Origin of the sequence: Nocardia sp. GCM10030253 (assembly GCF_042675075.1) — a bacterium.
In the GTDB taxonomy this organism is placed as follows: Bacteria; Actinomycetota; Actinomycetes; order Mycobacteriales; family Mycobacteriaceae; genus Nocardia.
This window is the reverse complement of the sequence record NZ_JBHTDL010000012.1, coordinates 135,275-150,782: the sequence shown is the minus strand read 5'-3', so window position 1 is coordinate 150,782 and position 15,508 is coordinate 135,275. Positions and strand designations below refer to the sequence as shown.

General features: G+C 67.7%; 14 protein-coding genes. 4 read left to right on the top strand and 10 right to left on the bottom strand.

Annotation, left to right across the window (positions count from 1 at the left end; genetic code table 11):
• Positions 1–61: 61 nt before the first annotated feature.
• The 3 genes from menE to ACFQZZ_RS26955 all read right to left on the bottom strand — a co-directional run bounded on the left by menE (position 62) and on the right by ACFQZZ_RS26955 (position 2,892).
• Positions 62–1,198: an o-succinylbenzoate--CoA ligase gene (gene menE / locus ACFQZZ_RS26965; RefSeq protein WP_378687109.1), complete on the bottom strand. Its 1,137-nt coding sequence runs from the start codon at positions 1,196–1,198 to the stop codon at positions 62–64.
• Between the two features lie 361 nt (positions 1,199–1,559).
• Positions 1,560–1,952, bottom strand: a complete 393-nt coding sequence (locus ACFQZZ_RS26960; RefSeq protein ID WP_378686364.1) for a VOC family protein — start codon at positions 1,950–1,952, stop codon at positions 1,560–1,562.
• A 46-nt stretch (positions 1,953–1,998) separates the two neighbouring features.
• Positions 1,999–2,892, bottom strand: a complete 894-nt coding sequence (locus ACFQZZ_RS26955; protein ID WP_328406592.1) for a 1,4-dihydroxy-2-naphthoyl-CoA synthase — start codon at positions 2,890–2,892, stop codon at positions 1,999–2,001.
• 114 nt (positions 2,893–3,006) lie between these two features.
• Between ACFQZZ_RS26955 and ACFQZZ_RS26950 the strand changes: the two genes are divergently transcribed.
• The 3 genes from ACFQZZ_RS26950 to menD all read left to right on the top strand — a co-directional run bounded on the left by ACFQZZ_RS26950 (position 3,007) and on the right by menD (position 6,000).
• Entirely contained in the window at positions 3,007–3,663 is a 657-nt protein-coding gene (locus ACFQZZ_RS26950) for a PaaI family thioesterase (protein WP_378686362.1), read from the top strand.
• A gap of 75 nt (positions 3,664–3,738) precedes the next feature.
• Entirely contained in the window at positions 3,739–4,185 is a 447-nt protein-coding gene (locus ACFQZZ_RS26945; RefSeq protein ID WP_378686360.1) for a DUF6918 family protein, read from the top strand.
• A gap of 171 nt (positions 4,186–4,356) precedes the next feature.
• A complete protein-coding gene (menD, locus tag ACFQZZ_RS26940) occupies positions 4,357–6,000 on the top strand; it encodes a 2-succinyl-5-enolpyruvyl-6-hydroxy-3-cyclohexene-1-carboxylic-acid synthase (RefSeq protein WP_378686358.1) in 1,644 nt (547 codons plus the stop codon).
• Between the two features lie 33 nt (positions 6,001–6,033).
• Here the strand turns inward: menD and ACFQZZ_RS26935 are convergent, their stop codons facing one another.
• The 3 genes from ACFQZZ_RS26935 to ACFQZZ_RS26925 form a co-directional block, all read right to left on the bottom strand.
• Positions 6,034–6,258: a hypothetical protein gene (locus tag ACFQZZ_RS26935; RefSeq protein ID WP_378686356.1), complete on the bottom strand. Its 225-nt coding sequence runs from the start codon at positions 6,256–6,258 to the stop codon at positions 6,034–6,036.
• Between the two features lie 108 nt (positions 6,259–6,366).
• Positions 6,367–6,603 (bottom strand): hypothetical protein, encoded by a 237-nt coding sequence (locus tag ACFQZZ_RS26930; RefSeq protein WP_378686355.1) that lies wholly within the window; start codon positions 6,601–6,603, stop codon positions 6,367–6,369.
• A 96-nt stretch (positions 6,604–6,699) separates the two neighbouring features.
• Entirely contained in the window at positions 6,700–7,320 is a 621-nt protein-coding gene (locus ACFQZZ_RS26925) for a TetR/AcrR family transcriptional regulator (RefSeq protein WP_378686353.1), read from the bottom strand.
• Positions 7,321–7,402: 82 nt separating this feature from the next.
• Here ACFQZZ_RS26925 and ACFQZZ_RS26920 point away from each other — a divergent pair, with 82 nt between their 5' ends.
• Positions 7,403–8,437: an aldo/keto reductase gene (locus ACFQZZ_RS26920; RefSeq protein WP_378686351.1), complete on the top strand. Its 1,035-nt coding sequence runs from the start codon at positions 7,403–7,405 to the stop codon at positions 8,435–8,437.
• A 57-nt stretch (positions 8,438–8,494) separates the two neighbouring features.
• Here ACFQZZ_RS26920 and ACFQZZ_RS26915 read toward each other — a convergent pair whose 3' ends face one another.
• From ACFQZZ_RS26915 to ACFQZZ_RS26900, 4 genes are all read right to left on the bottom strand, one after another.
• Positions 8,495–12,784, bottom strand: a complete 4,290-nt coding sequence (locus tag ACFQZZ_RS26915) for a molybdopterin-dependent oxidoreductase (RefSeq protein ID WP_378686350.1) — start codon at positions 12,782–12,784, stop codon at positions 8,495–8,497.
• Between the two features lie 246 nt (positions 12,785–13,030).
• On the bottom strand, positions 13,031–13,741 hold the full coding sequence (locus ACFQZZ_RS26910; protein ID WP_378686349.1) for a demethylmenaquinone methyltransferase: 711 nt from the start codon (positions 13,739–13,741) through the stop codon (positions 13,031–13,033).
• Positions 13,742–13,829: 88 nt separating this feature from the next.
• Positions 13,830–14,972: a glycosyltransferase family 4 protein gene (locus ACFQZZ_RS26905; protein ID WP_378687107.1), complete on the bottom strand. Its 1,143-nt coding sequence runs from the start codon at positions 14,970–14,972 to the stop codon at positions 13,830–13,832.
• 96 nt (positions 14,973–15,068) lie between these two features.
• Positions 15,069–15,497 (bottom strand): DUF3592 domain-containing protein, encoded by a 429-nt coding sequence (locus tag ACFQZZ_RS26900; RefSeq protein WP_378687105.1) that lies wholly within the window; start codon positions 15,495–15,497, stop codon positions 15,069–15,071.
• Between the last annotated feature and the right edge of the window lie 11 nt (positions 15,498–15,508).

The following is a 15,508-nucleotide window of genomic DNA, read 5'->3' as shown; positions in this document are numbered from 1 at the left end:
CCCGGTCTTGCATGGCCCTTGCACGACGATGTCGTGCGCACTTGCAGCGGCATGCGTCGCCCTACTGGTGCGTCGACTCCGCCAGCAGATATTCGCGGAGCTTGGTCCGATTCGGCTTGCCCGGTCCGATCAGCGGCAGCTCGTCCAGCAGTGCCAATTCGCGGGGAGCCGCGATGGAGTCCAGCTCACGCACGACGTGCTCGCGCAGTTCCTCCAGAGTCGGCGTGGCTCCCGCGGCAGGTACGACCACGACGGCGACGCGTTGCCCGAGCCGTTCGTCCGGCAGGCCGAGCACCACGCATTCGCTGATCGAGGGATGTGTCCCGAGCACGGCCTCCACCACCTGCGGAATCACCAGCAGGCCGCCGGTCATGATCGCCTCGTCGAGGCGGCCGCTGACGCTGAGCACGCCGTCGTCGAAGGTGCCTGCGTCCTCGGTGCGGAACCAGCCCGGCTCTGCGAACGCGGGGTGATCCGGCTGGTTGCGGTAGCCCGCGGCGATCATGGCTCCGCCGAGCAGCACGCGGCCGTCCTCGATGCGTACCTGGGTGCCCGCGAGCGGAACACCGTCGTACACGCATCCGCCGCAGGTTTCGCTCATGCCGTAGGTGCGAACGACGTTGATACCGGCGGCTTTCGCGCGCTCGTAGAGCGGCAGCGGGGTCGCCGCGCCGCCGACGAGCACCGCGTCCAGTTCGGCCAATGCGGCGGCGGCGGTGGGTGTGTCGAGCGCTTTGACCAGTTGGGTCGGCACCAGCGCGGTGTACCGGCGTGGCCCGCGCATGCTGGAGACGGCGCCCGCCAATGCTTCGGGCAGGAACCCGCCGGAGACGTCGAGGACAGTGGGTTCGGTGCCCGCCTGGATGCTGCGCAGCAGCACCTGGATGCCCGCGATGTGGTGGGTCGGCAGGGCAAGCAGCCAGCTGCCCGGCCCACCCAGCCGGTCGTGCGTAGCCGCGCCGCTGGCGAGCAACGCGGACGCGCCGAGCATGGCGCCCTTCGGCACACCGGTGGTGCCCGAGGTGGTCACCACGAGTGCGACGCCGTCCTCGATCGGCTCGCCGGGCGACAGCGCGTCACTGAGCCGCTGGGCCTCGCGGCGATCACTGGTGGGAATCGGCAACCACGCGGGGCCGTTCCCTTCCAACGCTTCTCGCAAATGTGGCAGCACGTCGCCGACACGAGATCCGGTCGGCATCGGCAAAGTCCGCAAGGTAATCACGACCCCACCTCGCCGACGCTCGGTTCCGTCGTGCCCAGAGGCGCTGTGCCCATGGCTCGCTCGCTCCGCTCCCTCACGAGTCTGATCGTGTCATGCCCGCGACGCCACACGCGGAACGGGTCGGTTTGCTGGATCGACGCGCAAGGGGTGCGATCGCTGCGCGGGAAAGGGGTTCGGGTACGCCTGGCATCGAGACTGCGATTCTCTCGTCGGACGGGGTACACAGCGGCGGCGCCCGGACATCGGCGGTCGGGCAGCCATCCGAGCGCTATCGTCCTCGCCGGGCTCGGCATTGGCAACTCGGGCCACCGGTCTCCTGCCGCGCCCTATGCGGTCCTCAGTCCGGTGACCAGCGCGAATCACGCCGGATCGGATGCTCGGCAGGCACCTCGACCAGCACGATCGGCACCCCGTCCGGGTCGTGCACCCACATTTCGATCAGGCCCCACGGCTCGCGGACCGGCGGGCGTTCGATCGGGATCCCCTTCAGCGCAAGCTCGGCGGCGGCATCGGAGATATCGCGGACCTGCAGCCAGATCGCGCCGCTGAAGGTGGTCGATTTCCCGGATCCGCCGTGCGCCGCCACCTCTACCAGCGACTGTCCAGCGAAGAAAACCGTGCCGCCCGGGTACTCCCTGGCAATGGCCAGCTCGAGGCCATCCCGATAGAACGCGAGCGTTGCCGCGTGGTCGGCCGGGCGCAGGATTATCCGGCTGCTCAGAATGTCCATTTCACCCTATCTGTCCTATTAGTCCGATAAGCGCGACCGGTGGTGGTCAGAAGTACCAGGGGTACGGCGTCCAGTCCGGCTTCCGCTTTTCCAGGAACGCATCGCGGCCCTCGACGGCCTCGTCGGTCATGTAGGCCATGCGGGTGGCTTCACCGGCGAAGAGCTGCTGGCCGACCAGGCCGTCGTCGAGCAGGTTGAAGGCGTATTTCAGCATGCGCTGGGCCTGCGGGGATTTGCCGTTGATATCGGCAGTCCATTCCAGTGCAACGTTTTCCAGCTCGGCGTGATCGACGACCTTGTTCACCGCACCCATCTGATGCATTTCCTCGGCGGTGTACGGGCGGCCGAGGAAGAAGATCTCTCGCGCGAATTTCTGACCGACCATTTTTGCCAGATAGGCGCTGCCGTAACCGCCGTCGAAGCTGCCGACATCGGCGTCGGTCTGCTTGAACTGGGCATGCTCGCGACTGGCCAGCGTCAGGTCACAGACCACGTGCAGACTGTGCCCTCCGCCCGCGGCCCAGCCGTTGACCAGGGCGATAACCACTTTCGGCATGAAACGGATCAGCCGCTGCACCTCGAGGATGTGCAGCCGGCCCGCGCGGGCCTGGTCCACCGTGTCGGCGGTTTCGCCGCTGGCGTACTGGTAACCGTTACGGCCGCGGATGCGCTGGTCGCCGCCGGAGCAGAAGGCCCAGACGCCGTCCTTCGGGGCAGGTCCGTTACCGGTGATCAGCACAGCGCCGACGTCCGGGGTCATCCTGGCGTGGTCGAGCGCGCGATAGAGCTCGTCGACCGTGTTCGGCCGGAACGCATTGCGCACCTCCGGGCGATCGAACGCGACGCGGACCGTGCCCTGTTCGATATGCCGGTGGTAGGTGATGTCGGTCAGATTCTCGAACCCAGGAACGGGCCGCCACAGCTTCGGATTGAACGTCACGTCAGTGATTATTGCCCCCGCCCCCGCGCTCGGTGCCAGCGACTTCCCACGCCGGGAGTCCGGTCACCGGATTCTTCGACTTGACGGTGTAAAACGACGCGTTACCGTGCAGGTATGAGCGAGCGAGTGAAACCGGTTATCGACCGGAGCGCGGTGGACGAATCCCGGTACGAGAAGCACGGGGGCTTCCCCAAGGTCTCCCGCGCGCAGATCGGGGCCAATTTCGGGCCGTTCGTCGAGGCGATGCGCACGCTGCAGGATCTGGCCGTCTCCGTCGACGCGACCGACGAAGTCTTCGGCGAAGCACTCCGACAGGCGCGGCAGCTGATCGATCTGCTGGAACCGCATCGCGCACCGGAACTCCAGGGGCCAGCGGGCCGCGCGGTCGAATTGCCAGGGCGCGGCAGCCTTTTGCTGCTGCCGTGGCAGGTGGCCGAGGCCGGACCCGACGGCATCCGGATGACCGGCGAGTTTCGCCGCTTCCATCTCGGCGGCAACGGCGCGGCACACGGGGGCGTGCTGCCGCTGCTGTTCGACGACCTGCTCGGCATGATCGTGCACTACGCGGGCCGGCCGATAAGCCGAACCGCATATCTGCACGTCAACTACCGGAAAATCACTCCACTGGAGACGCCGCTGACCGTGCGTGGCCGGGTCGATCGGATCGAGGGACGCAAGACTTTCATCACCGCGGAGCTGCTCGATGAGCAGGGCGAGGTGCTCGCGGATTGTGAAGGACTCATGGTGCAGTTGCTGCCGTGGCAGCCTTGAGCCGTGTGACCTTACGCACCAGTGCGTATAGTTGCCAGCGCTCGTTCATCGACATCGATCCGGAGGAACCTGAAAGTGGTTGCTGCACTGTCTGAATCCCTGCTCGACGACGCCAAGCGTACGGCCTTCCTTGCCGACGCCAAGGAGGTTCTGGACGCCGAGGTGTCGGACAAGGGTGGTGCGTCTGGCCTGGCAGTCAAGGGTGGCTACGCGGCGGTCAAGAAGATCAGCCCGTCCATCGTGCCTGATGCGCTGGAGTCGTTGGCGCCCAAGCTCGTCGCGCAATTGGAGCCGTTCTGGCAGGAGTACACGGCCACCGGTTCCGGCAAGTTCGCCGATCTGTTGGTCGCCAAGTCCGACGAGGTCGCCGAGGCGTTGCTCACGGTCACCGACGAGCGTGCCGACTCCTCGACCCGGCCCGCGCTGAAGAAGGTCTACTCTTCGATGCGTTCCTCGGCGAAGAAGAACGTCATCGAGGCCCTGCCTCGGCTCGGCGATCTGGTTCAGAAGCACGCCAACTGATTTCGGCGACGCGCGTCGCACTCCACGGGCGGTGACGCCGATCACGGGGTGTGCACGCATCTGCGCCGCCCGCGTCCGGTGGTGGACGCGGGCGGCGAAAACCCCACTCGAACACACGTGTGTGAGCAGGGTGACGGAGACGTCAGGGCAACTGTCTGAGAGGCTGGAGTCGTGAATCCGTCTACAGCACAAGCGCAGGTGGTCGTCGACGAACTCGCGCGCGGGGGTGTGCGAGACGTTGTTCTGTGTCCTGGGTCGCGCAACGCGCCGCTGGCCTTCGCGCTCCAGGCGGCCGATGCGGCGGGCCGGCTCCGGCTGCACATGCGCATCGACGAACGGACCGCCGGATTCCTCGCGGTCGGACTCGCGGTCGCGAGCAGGCTGCCGGTGCCGGTTGTGATGACTTCGGGAACCGCGGTGGCCAATCTCGGTCCGGCGGTGCTCGAGGCCAACTACGCACGGGTGCCCCTGGTGGTGCTCAGCGCCAACCGGCCCTACGAGATGCTCGGCTCCGGCGCCAACCAGACGGTGGAACAGCTCGGCCTGTTCGGTAGCCAGGTCCGCGCCACCATCAGCCTGGGCCTGGCCGAGGACGAGTCAGCCGCCGCCGACTGCGCGCCCTACGGGCACCAGAACAGCCTGTGGCGCTCGGCGGTATGTCGTGTCCTCGCCGCGGCCCGTGGCACCCGCTCCGGCAATGCGGGCCCGGTGCATTTCGATATCCCGCTGCGTGAGCCGCTGGTGCCCGATCTCGCGCCGGGTGAGTCCGCGCCCGAGGGCCGCGCGGCCGGACGCGCCTGGACGCTCACCCAGTACGCGACGCTCGACGTGCCGCTGGACATCGACCTGACTCCCGACACCGTCGTCATCTCCGGACACGGCGCCGGGCTGCGACCGGAACTGGCCGCGCTGCCGACCGTCGCCGAGCCGACCGCCCCCATGCACGGCCCCGCACTGCACCCGCTCGCGCTGCCGCTGCTGAAGCCGCAACAGGCCATCATCACCGGGCGGCCGACCCTGCACCGACAGGTCGCGCGGGTGCTCGCCGACCCGGATGTCACCGTGTTCGCCTTGACCACCGGACCACGCTGGCCCGATGTCTCAGGCAATGTCGTCGGCACCGGCACGCGCGCGCTGGTCACGGGCACACCGCGCCCTGAATGGCTGGCGCACTGCCGGGAACTCGACGCGCGGGCGAACGAAGTGGTGCGTGCCGAACTCGCCGTGCACCCGAAGCCGACCGGCCTGCATGTGGCCGCGGTGGTGATGGACGCGCTGCGCGAGGGCGATCAGCTACTGCTCGGCGCGTCCAACCCGGTCCGCGACGCCGCACTCGTCTCCCATCCGCGCCCCGGTGTCCGAGTGCTGTCCAACCGCGGTGTCGCGGGCATCGACGGCACTGTGTCCGCCGCGGTCGGCGCCGCCCTGCACCACGAAGGCCGGACTATCGCACTGATGGGCGACCTCACCTTTCTGCACGACGCCTCCGGCCTGCTGATCGGACGCGGCGAACCGCGCCCCGCCGACCTCACCATCGTGGTCGCCAACGACGACGGCGGCGGCATCTTCGAACTGCTCGAACAGGGCGATCCTCAGTACGCCGGAGTATTCGAGCGGGTTTTCGGCACCCCACACGGGATGGATCTCGCCGCGCTGTGCGCCGCGTATCGCATTCCGCACCGCCAGGTCGATCCGGAGCAGTTAGCCGTCGAGCTGACCGGGCAGGCACACGGAACGCGGGTGCTGGAGGTAGTGACCGAACGGTCCAGCCTGCGCGAGCTGCATGCCACCGTGCGCGCCAAGATCGCGCCATGAAGTTCTGACAGCGCTGTGGATTCCGGCATTGCGTCAGTAGGCGGGGCCGGTGTCGTGATCGTCGTCGAACGGCACCGCGATCGATTGTTCGACCACGTCGGCCGGATCGGCGCTGAACGCGTCCCGGTCGACTGCCGCGGCAATCGCCTGTTCGTCGGTCTCCTCGACGGCATCGTCGGGATAGGCCGACACGGATTGTTCTACGAGATCGGCTTCCGGAACCACGTCCATGGCGCGGGACGTGCTGCGATCGGTCATGCGTTCGCTCCTCTCCGCTGATGCCTCTGCATGGTTTACCCACGACGGAGTAGGACAACAGTCGGACAGGGTCGAGAATGCTCCGCTTCGTGCGATGCGGCAACCCCACTACTCACCCTCGACCGGACCGGCTCCGTTCGCCGGGAATTCCACCCCTGCCAGCGTCCGGCCCGCCATGAACCGCGCGGTGCGAACCGCGACCCCGGTCCTGGTCACTTCACTGACCTCGACAACGCCTCGCGCGATGCGAACTTCGACTCGCCGCCCCGCCCGCGTCGCGACCACTTCGTAGCTTCGAGACCCGTCGCCGAAGTCGACGACTATCTCTACACGATCACCCTTCATCTCCCAATTATCCGCTTTTCCAGCACTTTTCGCCGCTACGACTTGGTTGCGACAGTCCGCGGAAGGTGCGAGGGGAGCAGCTCGTCGCACGCCGAATTACCGCGCGACGGTCACGAAGAGGCCTGCCGCTGCGGCGCTTGCGGCGGCTCGGGCTGCCGTAGTTGCCGCGGTGTCGTCGATGGGGTCCCCTGAGGCAAGTAGGCGGTAGTAGAGAGGTGCTGAGACCGCGGACAGGACCGCGCGGGCGTCGGTGCCCTCGGGTGCCTCACCGCGGGTGATCGCGGCGTGCACACACGGGGCCCACTCGGTGAGCCGGATGTCGTAGAAGCGGTGCAGGGCGGTGGCGGCGGTGTCGTCGCAGGCGGCAGCGGAGATGACGGCCTGGAACAGCCGGCCCTGGCGCGGGTCGGTCAGTGTCTTGGCCACCAGCCGGGCGTTGGCGGTGAGGTCGCCGAGCAGGGAGCCGGTATCGGCGTGCGGCAGTGACTGTTCGGCCATGTCCGCGAGCAGGTCGATGACCAGGCCGGTCGGGGTGCGCCAGCGCCGATAGGTGGTGGTCTTGCCGACCTCCGCCCGTGCCGCGACCTCGGCCAGGTCGAGGTGGGCGAAACCGCGTTCGGCCAGTAGATCGCCTGCCGCTTCCAGCACGGCCTCACGCACCCGTGCGGTACGCCCACCAGGGCGAACCGAGCCGGGAGTTGCCTCTTCGAATGTCATAACGGGACTCCAGTTTCATTTATGGCGCGACGGGTGTACTGTTCCAAGCATTAACGGAACTATAGACCCTTTAGGAGTCATCATGGAGTACCGGCGGCTCGGCGCATCAGGTTTGCTCGTCCCGGCCTTGAGCTTCGGCGCGGGCACCTTCGGTGGTCGAGGAGAACTCTTCAGCGCCTGGGGCGATACCGATGCCGAACAGGCAAGGCGCCTGGTGGACATCAGCCTGGAGGCGGGCGTCACCATGTTCGATACAGCCGATGTCTACTCCGACGGCGCCTCCGAGGAGGTGCTCGGCGCGGCCATCAAGGGGCGGCGCGATCAGCTGCTGCTGTCGACAAAGGCGAGCCTGCCGACGGGTCAAGGCCCCTATGACGCGGGTTCCGGCCGGGCCCGGCTCATCAGCGCGGTCGAGGGTTCCCTGCGCAGGCTCGGCACCGACTACATCGACCTGTTCCAGCTGCACGCCTTCGACGCGCACACCCCGGTCGAGGAAGTCCTTGCCGCACTGGACGATCTGGTGCGTGCGGGCAAGATCCGCTATCTCGGCGCCTCCAACTTCGCGGGCTGGCAGCTGATGAAATCCCTTGCCGCGGCGGACCGGCACGGCCTGACCCGCTACGTCGCGCACCAGGTGTACTACTCGCTGGTCGGCCGCGACTACGAATGGGAGCTGATGCCCCTCGGCAAGGACCAGGGTGTCGGCGCGGTGGTGTGGAGCCCGCTCGGCTGGGGCAGGTTGACCGGCAAAATCCGTCGCGGACAGCCGCTTCCGGACGGCAGCCGACTGCATCAGACAGCAGAGGCGGGCCCGCCGGTCGACGACGAGCTGCTCTACAACGTCGTCGACGTTCTCGACGAGCTCGCCGCGGAAACCGGCAAGACGGTCCCGCAGATCGCGCTCAATTGGCTGCTGAGCCGCCCCACCGTGTCGACCGTCATCGTCGGCGCCCGCAACGAGGAACAGCTGCGCCAGAATCTCGGCGCCGTCGGCTGGAAACTCTCGGCCGACCAGATCGCCAGGCTCGACAAGGTCAGCGCCACCACGCCGCCTTACCCGTACTACCCCTACTACCGCCTGCCGGACTTCGCCCGGCTCAACCCGCCCGCGGTGTAAGCGAGGTCGCTGTTTCGGGGCGCCGACCGAACCGGTGCCCCGACGACCTCATGGCACTCAGTAAACGTCGCGGACGTAGCGCCTTTCGGCGACGAGCTGCTTCTTGAAGGCCAGCGCGCCGTCTTCGTCGAGCTTGCCGTGGATCCGGGCGATGCGCAGCAGGGCGTCGTCGACGTCCTTGGCCATCCTGGCGGCATCGCCGCAGACGTAGAAGTGGGCGCCGTCGCGCAGCCAGGACCACAGCTCCGCGCCGTGCTCGATCATCCGGTGCTGCACGTAGATTCGCTCGCGCTGATCACGGGAGAAGGCGAGATCCAGGCGGGTGAGGAAGCCGGAGCGGAACATGTCCTCCAACTCGGCGCGATAGTAGAAGTTCTTGGCGGCGTGCTGTTCGCCGAAGAACAGCCAGTTGCGGCCGGTGCAGCCGAGTGCGCGCCGCTCCTGCAGGAAGCCGCGGAACGGAGCGATACCGGTGCCTGGGCCGACCATGATCATCGGCGCCGTCGGGTCGAGTGGTGGGCGGAAGTGCGGTGACCGGTGCAGGAAGATCGGCACGGCGTTGTCGAGATCGCTCTCGGCGCCGACCCGGTCGGCGAGGAACGTAGAGCACACCCCGCCGCGGCGGGCCGCCGATCCGGTCGCCGCCGGGTCGCCGTAGCGAACGACCCCGACGGTGAGCTGCACCTCCTCCGGGCTGACCAGCGGGCTGGAGGAAATCGAATACTGGCGCGGCTGCAGTTTTTTCATGGTGCCGAGCCAGTCGACCAGATCGGCCTGCACCGGGAAGTCGCGCAGCACATCGACGGCCTGCCGGTCCCACAGGTAGTTGTCGAGTTCGTTGCGGTTGTCGCGGCGCAGCAGCTTCGCGAGCCGGATGCTCGGGTTGCGCGAGGCGATGAAGCCGAGCAGGTCCTGGCTGACCTTGGTGATGTCGTAGCGGGTCCGCAGCGCCTCGGCCAACGGAACTTCCCGGTCGTCGACTTCGATGATCCTGCGGCCGTCGAGCCCGGTGGTATCGAGCCATTCGGCGACAAGCGACTCGCAGTTGGCCGGCCACACACCCAGCGAATCGCCGACCTCGTAACCGGCTTCCACATCGCGCAGGTCGAACCCGAACTGCCGCACCTCTTTCGGTGATCCGGCACGGGAGAGTAGTTCGTTGCGCACCAGCGGCGCGGCGACGGGCGCGTTGCGGGTGAACGGCGCCGGTTCGGTGCGCTGGTTGCGGCCGAGCGCGGGAGCGGCGGCACGGGTCAGCACCATCGTGCCGGTACTGCCGGAGCGAACCGGCGTCCGAGCCGGTGGGGGCGCGCTCGGTCCCGGTGTCGGCGGTGTGTCCGTCTCGGGCGCATCGCCAATCGACGAACCACCGAGCGCGGCAAGGACATCGTCGAGCCAGCGCGCCGCGGGCTCTTCGTAGTCGGGTTCGCTGTCGACCCGCGAAAGCAGCCGTGTCGCACCACGTTCGGCGAACTTCTCGTCCAGTTTGCGCCCGTGCCCACAGAAGTCGTCGTAGGAGGAGTCACCGAGCGCGAGCACCGCGTACCGCACGCCGGTCAGTCGGACCGCACTGTCGTCGAGGCGGCTCCAAAAATCGGCGCCGTTGTCGGGCGGACCGCCGTCGCCGAAGGTGCTGGTAATCACCAGCACGTCACCGGCAAGCCTGGTCAGCTCGCACGAGTCCATATCCAGCAGCCTCGGGAGGTAGCCGTATTCGGCTAGGCGGGCGGCCGCCGTCGCCGCGAATTCCTCGGCATTGCCGGTCTGCGAGGCCCACAGGATCGTGATCGGAAGCTCGGCGGTGAGGTCGGCGGCCGGTGCGGCGTCGGCGGCGGCGCGGGAGTACATGCCCGCGAGCAGTCCGTCGATCCAGAGTCGACTGTGCACAGACAACGGTGCGGACTCGGGCAGCACCGGCTGTCCGGTCACCGGAATCGATTGCAGTGCGCAGAGGTATCCGGCGAGGTAGATCCGCTCGTTTTCGGTGAGCGTCGGCGTCGCGGCAGCGTCGAGTCCGAGTAGACCGGCCAGTGGATGGGCGATCGCGGCCGGGCCACTCGAAGCGGCTTCGAGCATGCTGGACGCGGCGAGCGAACGCGGCGAACTGAAAGCATCGAGGGCGGCTGGAGACTCGGGTGCGGCAGGCGCCTGGGAACTCGGCACCGGCGCGACCCGGCGCAACGACACCGCGCAGGCCTTGAATTCCGGTTGCAGCGACGCGGGGTCGACGGCGTCGTTGGTGACCGCATTGATGGTCAGGTACTCGCCCTGTTCGTCGTTCCAGTGGAACGGCGCGAAGCAGTCGCCCGGGCGCACCCGGTCACTGATCTGTGCGGGCAGCACCGCTCGCCCACGGCGCGAGGCGATTTCGAGTTGATCGCCTGCTTGAATGCCGAGCCGCTCCGCGTCCGCCGGATGCACCTCGACGAACGGCTGTGCATTCAGCTTGGTCAATTTCGCGATCTTGCCGGTCTTGGTCATGGTGTGCCACTGATGCTGTAACCGGCCGGTATTGAGCACGAACGGGTAGTCGTCGTCGGGCATCTCCGCGGGGGCCAGGTGCGGGCGCGGCCAGAACACCGCGCGACGGCTCGGCGTCGCGAAGGCCAGCCGCGGCTGATTGCCGGCCTCGTCGACGAAAAGCTGTTGGCTGACACCGTCGTTGAGGTAGCGGATCGGGTTGCGCCGCAGGCCGGGCTCGGCGCACGGCCACTGCATCGGCCCCGCACGCAGCTCGTCGAAGCTCATGCCGCGCAGGTCGTATCCGGTGGCGGGATTGGCGAACCGGCGGATCTCGGCGAAAACCTCTTCGCTGGAGGTGAAGTCGAAACCGTCGAATCCCATCGCGGTGGCCACTTGCGCGATCAGCAGCCAGTCCGGCCGTGCCTCGCCGATCGGATCGACCGACCGTTGCATCAGCGTGACGTTGCGTTCCGAATTCACCATCACCGCATCGGCTTCGGCCCAGAGCGTGGCGGGCAAAAGCAGATCGGCATAGGCATTGGTCGCGGTCTCGGTGTACGCGTCCTGGGCGATCACCAGCTCGGCCGCCTCCAGTCCCGCGATCACCGTCTTCCGATTAGCCACGGTGGCAACGGGATTGGTGCAGATGATCCACGCGGCCCTGATTCGGCCCTCGGACAACTGCCGGAACATCTCGATGGTGCCCGGCCCCGCCTCGGTGCGCAGGGTACCCGGTTCGACACCCCACGCGGTTTCCATGAAGGCCCGATCGGCGGGCACGAGCAGGCTGCGCTGGCCGGGCAATCCCGGACCCATGTAACCCATTTCGCGCCCGCCCATGGCGTTCGGCTGACCGGTGAGCGAGAACGGACCGCTGCCCGGTCGGCAGATGGCGCCGGTTGCCAGGTGCAGATTGCAGATCGCGTTGGTATTCCAGGTGCCGTGGGTGGACTGGTTGAGTCCCATCGTCCACAGCGTCATCCATTCGCCGGCCTCGCCGATCCAGCGTGCGGCGGTACGGATGTCGTCCGCGGCAAGGCCGGTGATCTCGGCGACCTTCTCGGGGGTGTAGTCGGCGAGGAATTCAGGCATCGCCGCCCAGCCCTCGGTGTGCTCGGCGATGAAGTCCTCATCGATGTCACCGTTTTCGACGAGCAGATGCAGCAGCCCGTTCATCAGCGCCAGATCGGTCCCCGGCGCGAGCTGGAGGAACAGGTCGGCCCTCGCTGTTGTGTCGGTGCGCCGCGGATCGACAACGATCAGCTTCGCACCCGCCTTGAGCCGGTCGACCATCCGCAGATACAGGATCGGGTGGCAGTCGGCCATATTCGCGCCGATCACGAAGAACAGATCGGCCTGCTCGAAGTCGTCGTAGGATCCGGGCGGCCCGTCGGCGCCGAGGGACTGTTTGTACCCGGTTCCGGCACTGGCCATGCACAGTCGCGAATTGGCCTCGATATGCACGGTCCGCAGGTACCCCTTGGCCAGCTTGGTCGCCAGGTACTGCGCTTCCAGTGACATCTGTCCGGACACGTACAGCGCGATCGCGTCCGGTCCGTGCTCGTCCAGGATGGCCCGCAGCCGCGCCGCCGCCTCGTGCACGGCCTCGTCGACCGAAACCGGCACCGGTGCCTGGTCTCGCTCGGGCCGACGGTAGGCGGTCTCCATCCGCCCCGGTGTCTGCATCAGATCCAGGTGGGTGGCGCCCTTGGTGCACAGCCTGCCCGCGTTCGCGGGGTGCAGTTTGTCGCCGCTCACCTTCGCGATCACCGTCGCACCGGTCGCGTCGGTTCGCGTCTGCACCGTGATACCGCAGCCGACGCCGCAGTACGAGCACGCCGTCCTGGCCGTGCCCGGCGCGCTACCCGTCACTGCATCCGACATGCCTTCGATCATGGCGAACACCGGTTGCGGTGCATTTACCCAGCGTTATCGCCAGGTGACAATTTTCCTCACCGCTGGAGTCGACGCCGGTGAGGTCCGCGTGTCATCGGCCGTCCGCCTGTCCGTCGTCAGGTCCTCTACCTGGGTAAACGTCAAAAATCGCCGACGATCGCGAGCTGACGACACCCGAACTCGGACCGTAATCGGCGCGGCCGAGATGTGGGTGATTGTGGTCACCCGAGGTGGTCAGAGCTTGTACCCGCGATGCAATGCGACGATGCCACCGGACAGATTGCGCCACTTGACCGACGACCAGCCGGACTCGGCGACCCGCAGCGCCAGCTGCCGCTGATTCGACCACGCACGAATGGACTCGGCCAGATAGACGTAGGCATCGGGATTGCTGCTGACCGCCCGCGCCACTCGAGGTAGCGCCTTCATCAGATACTCCAGGTAGACGGTGCGCAACCCGGGCACCACCGGGGTGGAGAACTCGCACACCACCAGCCGCCCGCCCGGCTTGGTGACCCGCAGCATCTCGCGCATCGCCAGATCGATGTCGGCGACATTGCGCAGCCCGAAGGAGATCGTCACCGCGTCGAACGAATTGTCGGCGAACGGCAGCGCCATCGCGTCGCCCGCGACCATCGGCACATTGCGGAACCGGCCCGCCGCGAGCATGCCCTTGGAGAAGTCGGCCGCCACGCACCAGGCGCCGGACTTGCCGAGTTCTAGCGTCGACACCCCGGTGCCGGCCGCCAGATCGAGCACCCGCTCGCCCGGCCGGGGCGCGAGCGCCTTGCGCGTCGCCCAGCGCCAGTACCGGTCCTGGCCCGCGGAGATGACGGTGTTGGTGATGTCGTACCGCTTCGCGACCCCGTCGAACATCGACGCGACCTCGTGCGGCTGCTTGTCCAGCGAGGCCCGAACCGATTCCCGCTGCTCTGTTTTCGCCACCCCCCGACAGTAACGCCCGTCCAGTCCGCCCTGACCATGATCCCGGGCACAACTGCCCCCGACAATGAGCGCGGCCGGTCCTGGCAGGTCAGGCCGTGTGCGGCAGTCGGATCTGTGTGCCGGTCACGTCGGCGTAATGGCCCATCAATTCGGTGCAGATCGCGGGCCAGGTGCGATGCAGCACCGACTTGCGGGCGGACGCGGCGAACCTGGTTCGCAGCGTCGGATCGTGCAGCGCGCCAATGGCACTTGGCAGCAGTTCGGTGAAGCGGTCGACCGGGAGCAGGTATCCGTTGCGGCAGTGCGCGATGAGGTCGCGCGGGCCGCCAGCGTCCGGACCGATCACCGGAACCCCGGCGGCCAGCGCCTCCTGCACGCCCTGGCAGAACGTCTCGTGTTCCCCCGCGTGCACCATGACGTCCAGGCCGGCGTAGGCCTGCGCCAGTTCGTCACCGCCCAGCTCGCCGGTGAACACCGCGGTCGGCATCATCCTGGCCAGACGCGCCCGCTCCGGACCGTCCCCCACGATCACGAGCTGGATGTTCCGATCGGCCGCAAGCACCGCGAGCCGTTCGACATGCTTCTCCGGAGCCAGCCGCCCGACGAACCCGACGATCAGCTTCCGCTGCCCCGAAAGCCAGGATTCCCGCAGCTCTTCGCGCCGCGCCGACGGTGTGAACCGAGCGATATCGACGCCGCGACCCCACCGATGCACGCGCGGAATGCCATGGCGGGCGAGATCTTCGACGGCCGCCCGCGACGGCGCCAGCGTGCGGGTGGCGCCCTCGTGGATGCGCCGTGTCCAGCCCCAGGCCGCCCGGCTGGCCAGCCCGAGCCCGTAGCTCTTGGCGAACCCGGCCACATCGGTCTGGTAGATGGCCACCGTCGGCAGGTCCAATCGCAGTGCCGCGGCGAGTCCTCCGGCGCCGAGCAGGAACGGCGAGGCCAGATGCACCACGTCCGCATCGAAATCGGCGATGGCGGCGGTAATGCCTGGTTGCGGCAGGCCGACGGGCAGTGAGCTGACCTTCGGCACCATCACCGCGGGGACCCGGTGCACCGGGAAGCGGCCGTAGAAGCGCGGTGCCGCTGGCAGCCCGCGCGGGGTATCGGGCGCGACGACGAGCGCCTCGTGGCCGTGCCGGTCCAGATGGTCCAGCACCCTGAGTACGGAATTCACGACGCCGTTCATATTCGGTAGGAACGACTCCGAAACGATGGCTACTCGCACCATCCAAGACTGACCGGCGCAACGCGCCGTGCCGTCACGCCGACGTGACAAGGACGGAAAGTTCCGGCGAACTGTCGGGGGCGCGGGCCGGGGAGTTCAGCGAGTCGTAACCGGTTTCGCCCTGCGGTGGCCGACCCGGAGCAGTATCCACAGCGCGGGCAGGGCGATCGACCACACCACCACGATCACCGAGAGTGCGGGCAGTACGGCGACGCTCGCGTCCCGTCCGGCCACCCGGACCAGGTCCGGATCCCTGCGGTTGTACTCCACATTGATCCGCTCGCCCGCGGTCAGATTGGTCGGATACAGCACGCCGACCTTCGGATTGTGCGTCTCCCCGTCCGGCGTGACGTACATGACCGCCGAGCGTAACCGGCCGGCGGAGAGCACTTCGGCGGTGGTCACGCCCTTGTCCGAGCTGATCAGATAGTCGTTGCGCCAGGCCGCGAGCACGAGCAATACGACGAGTGTGCTGATGACGATCGCGACCGTGAGGATGCTGATCCTGGCCCGCCGCAGGCGGATCGACCGCCTTT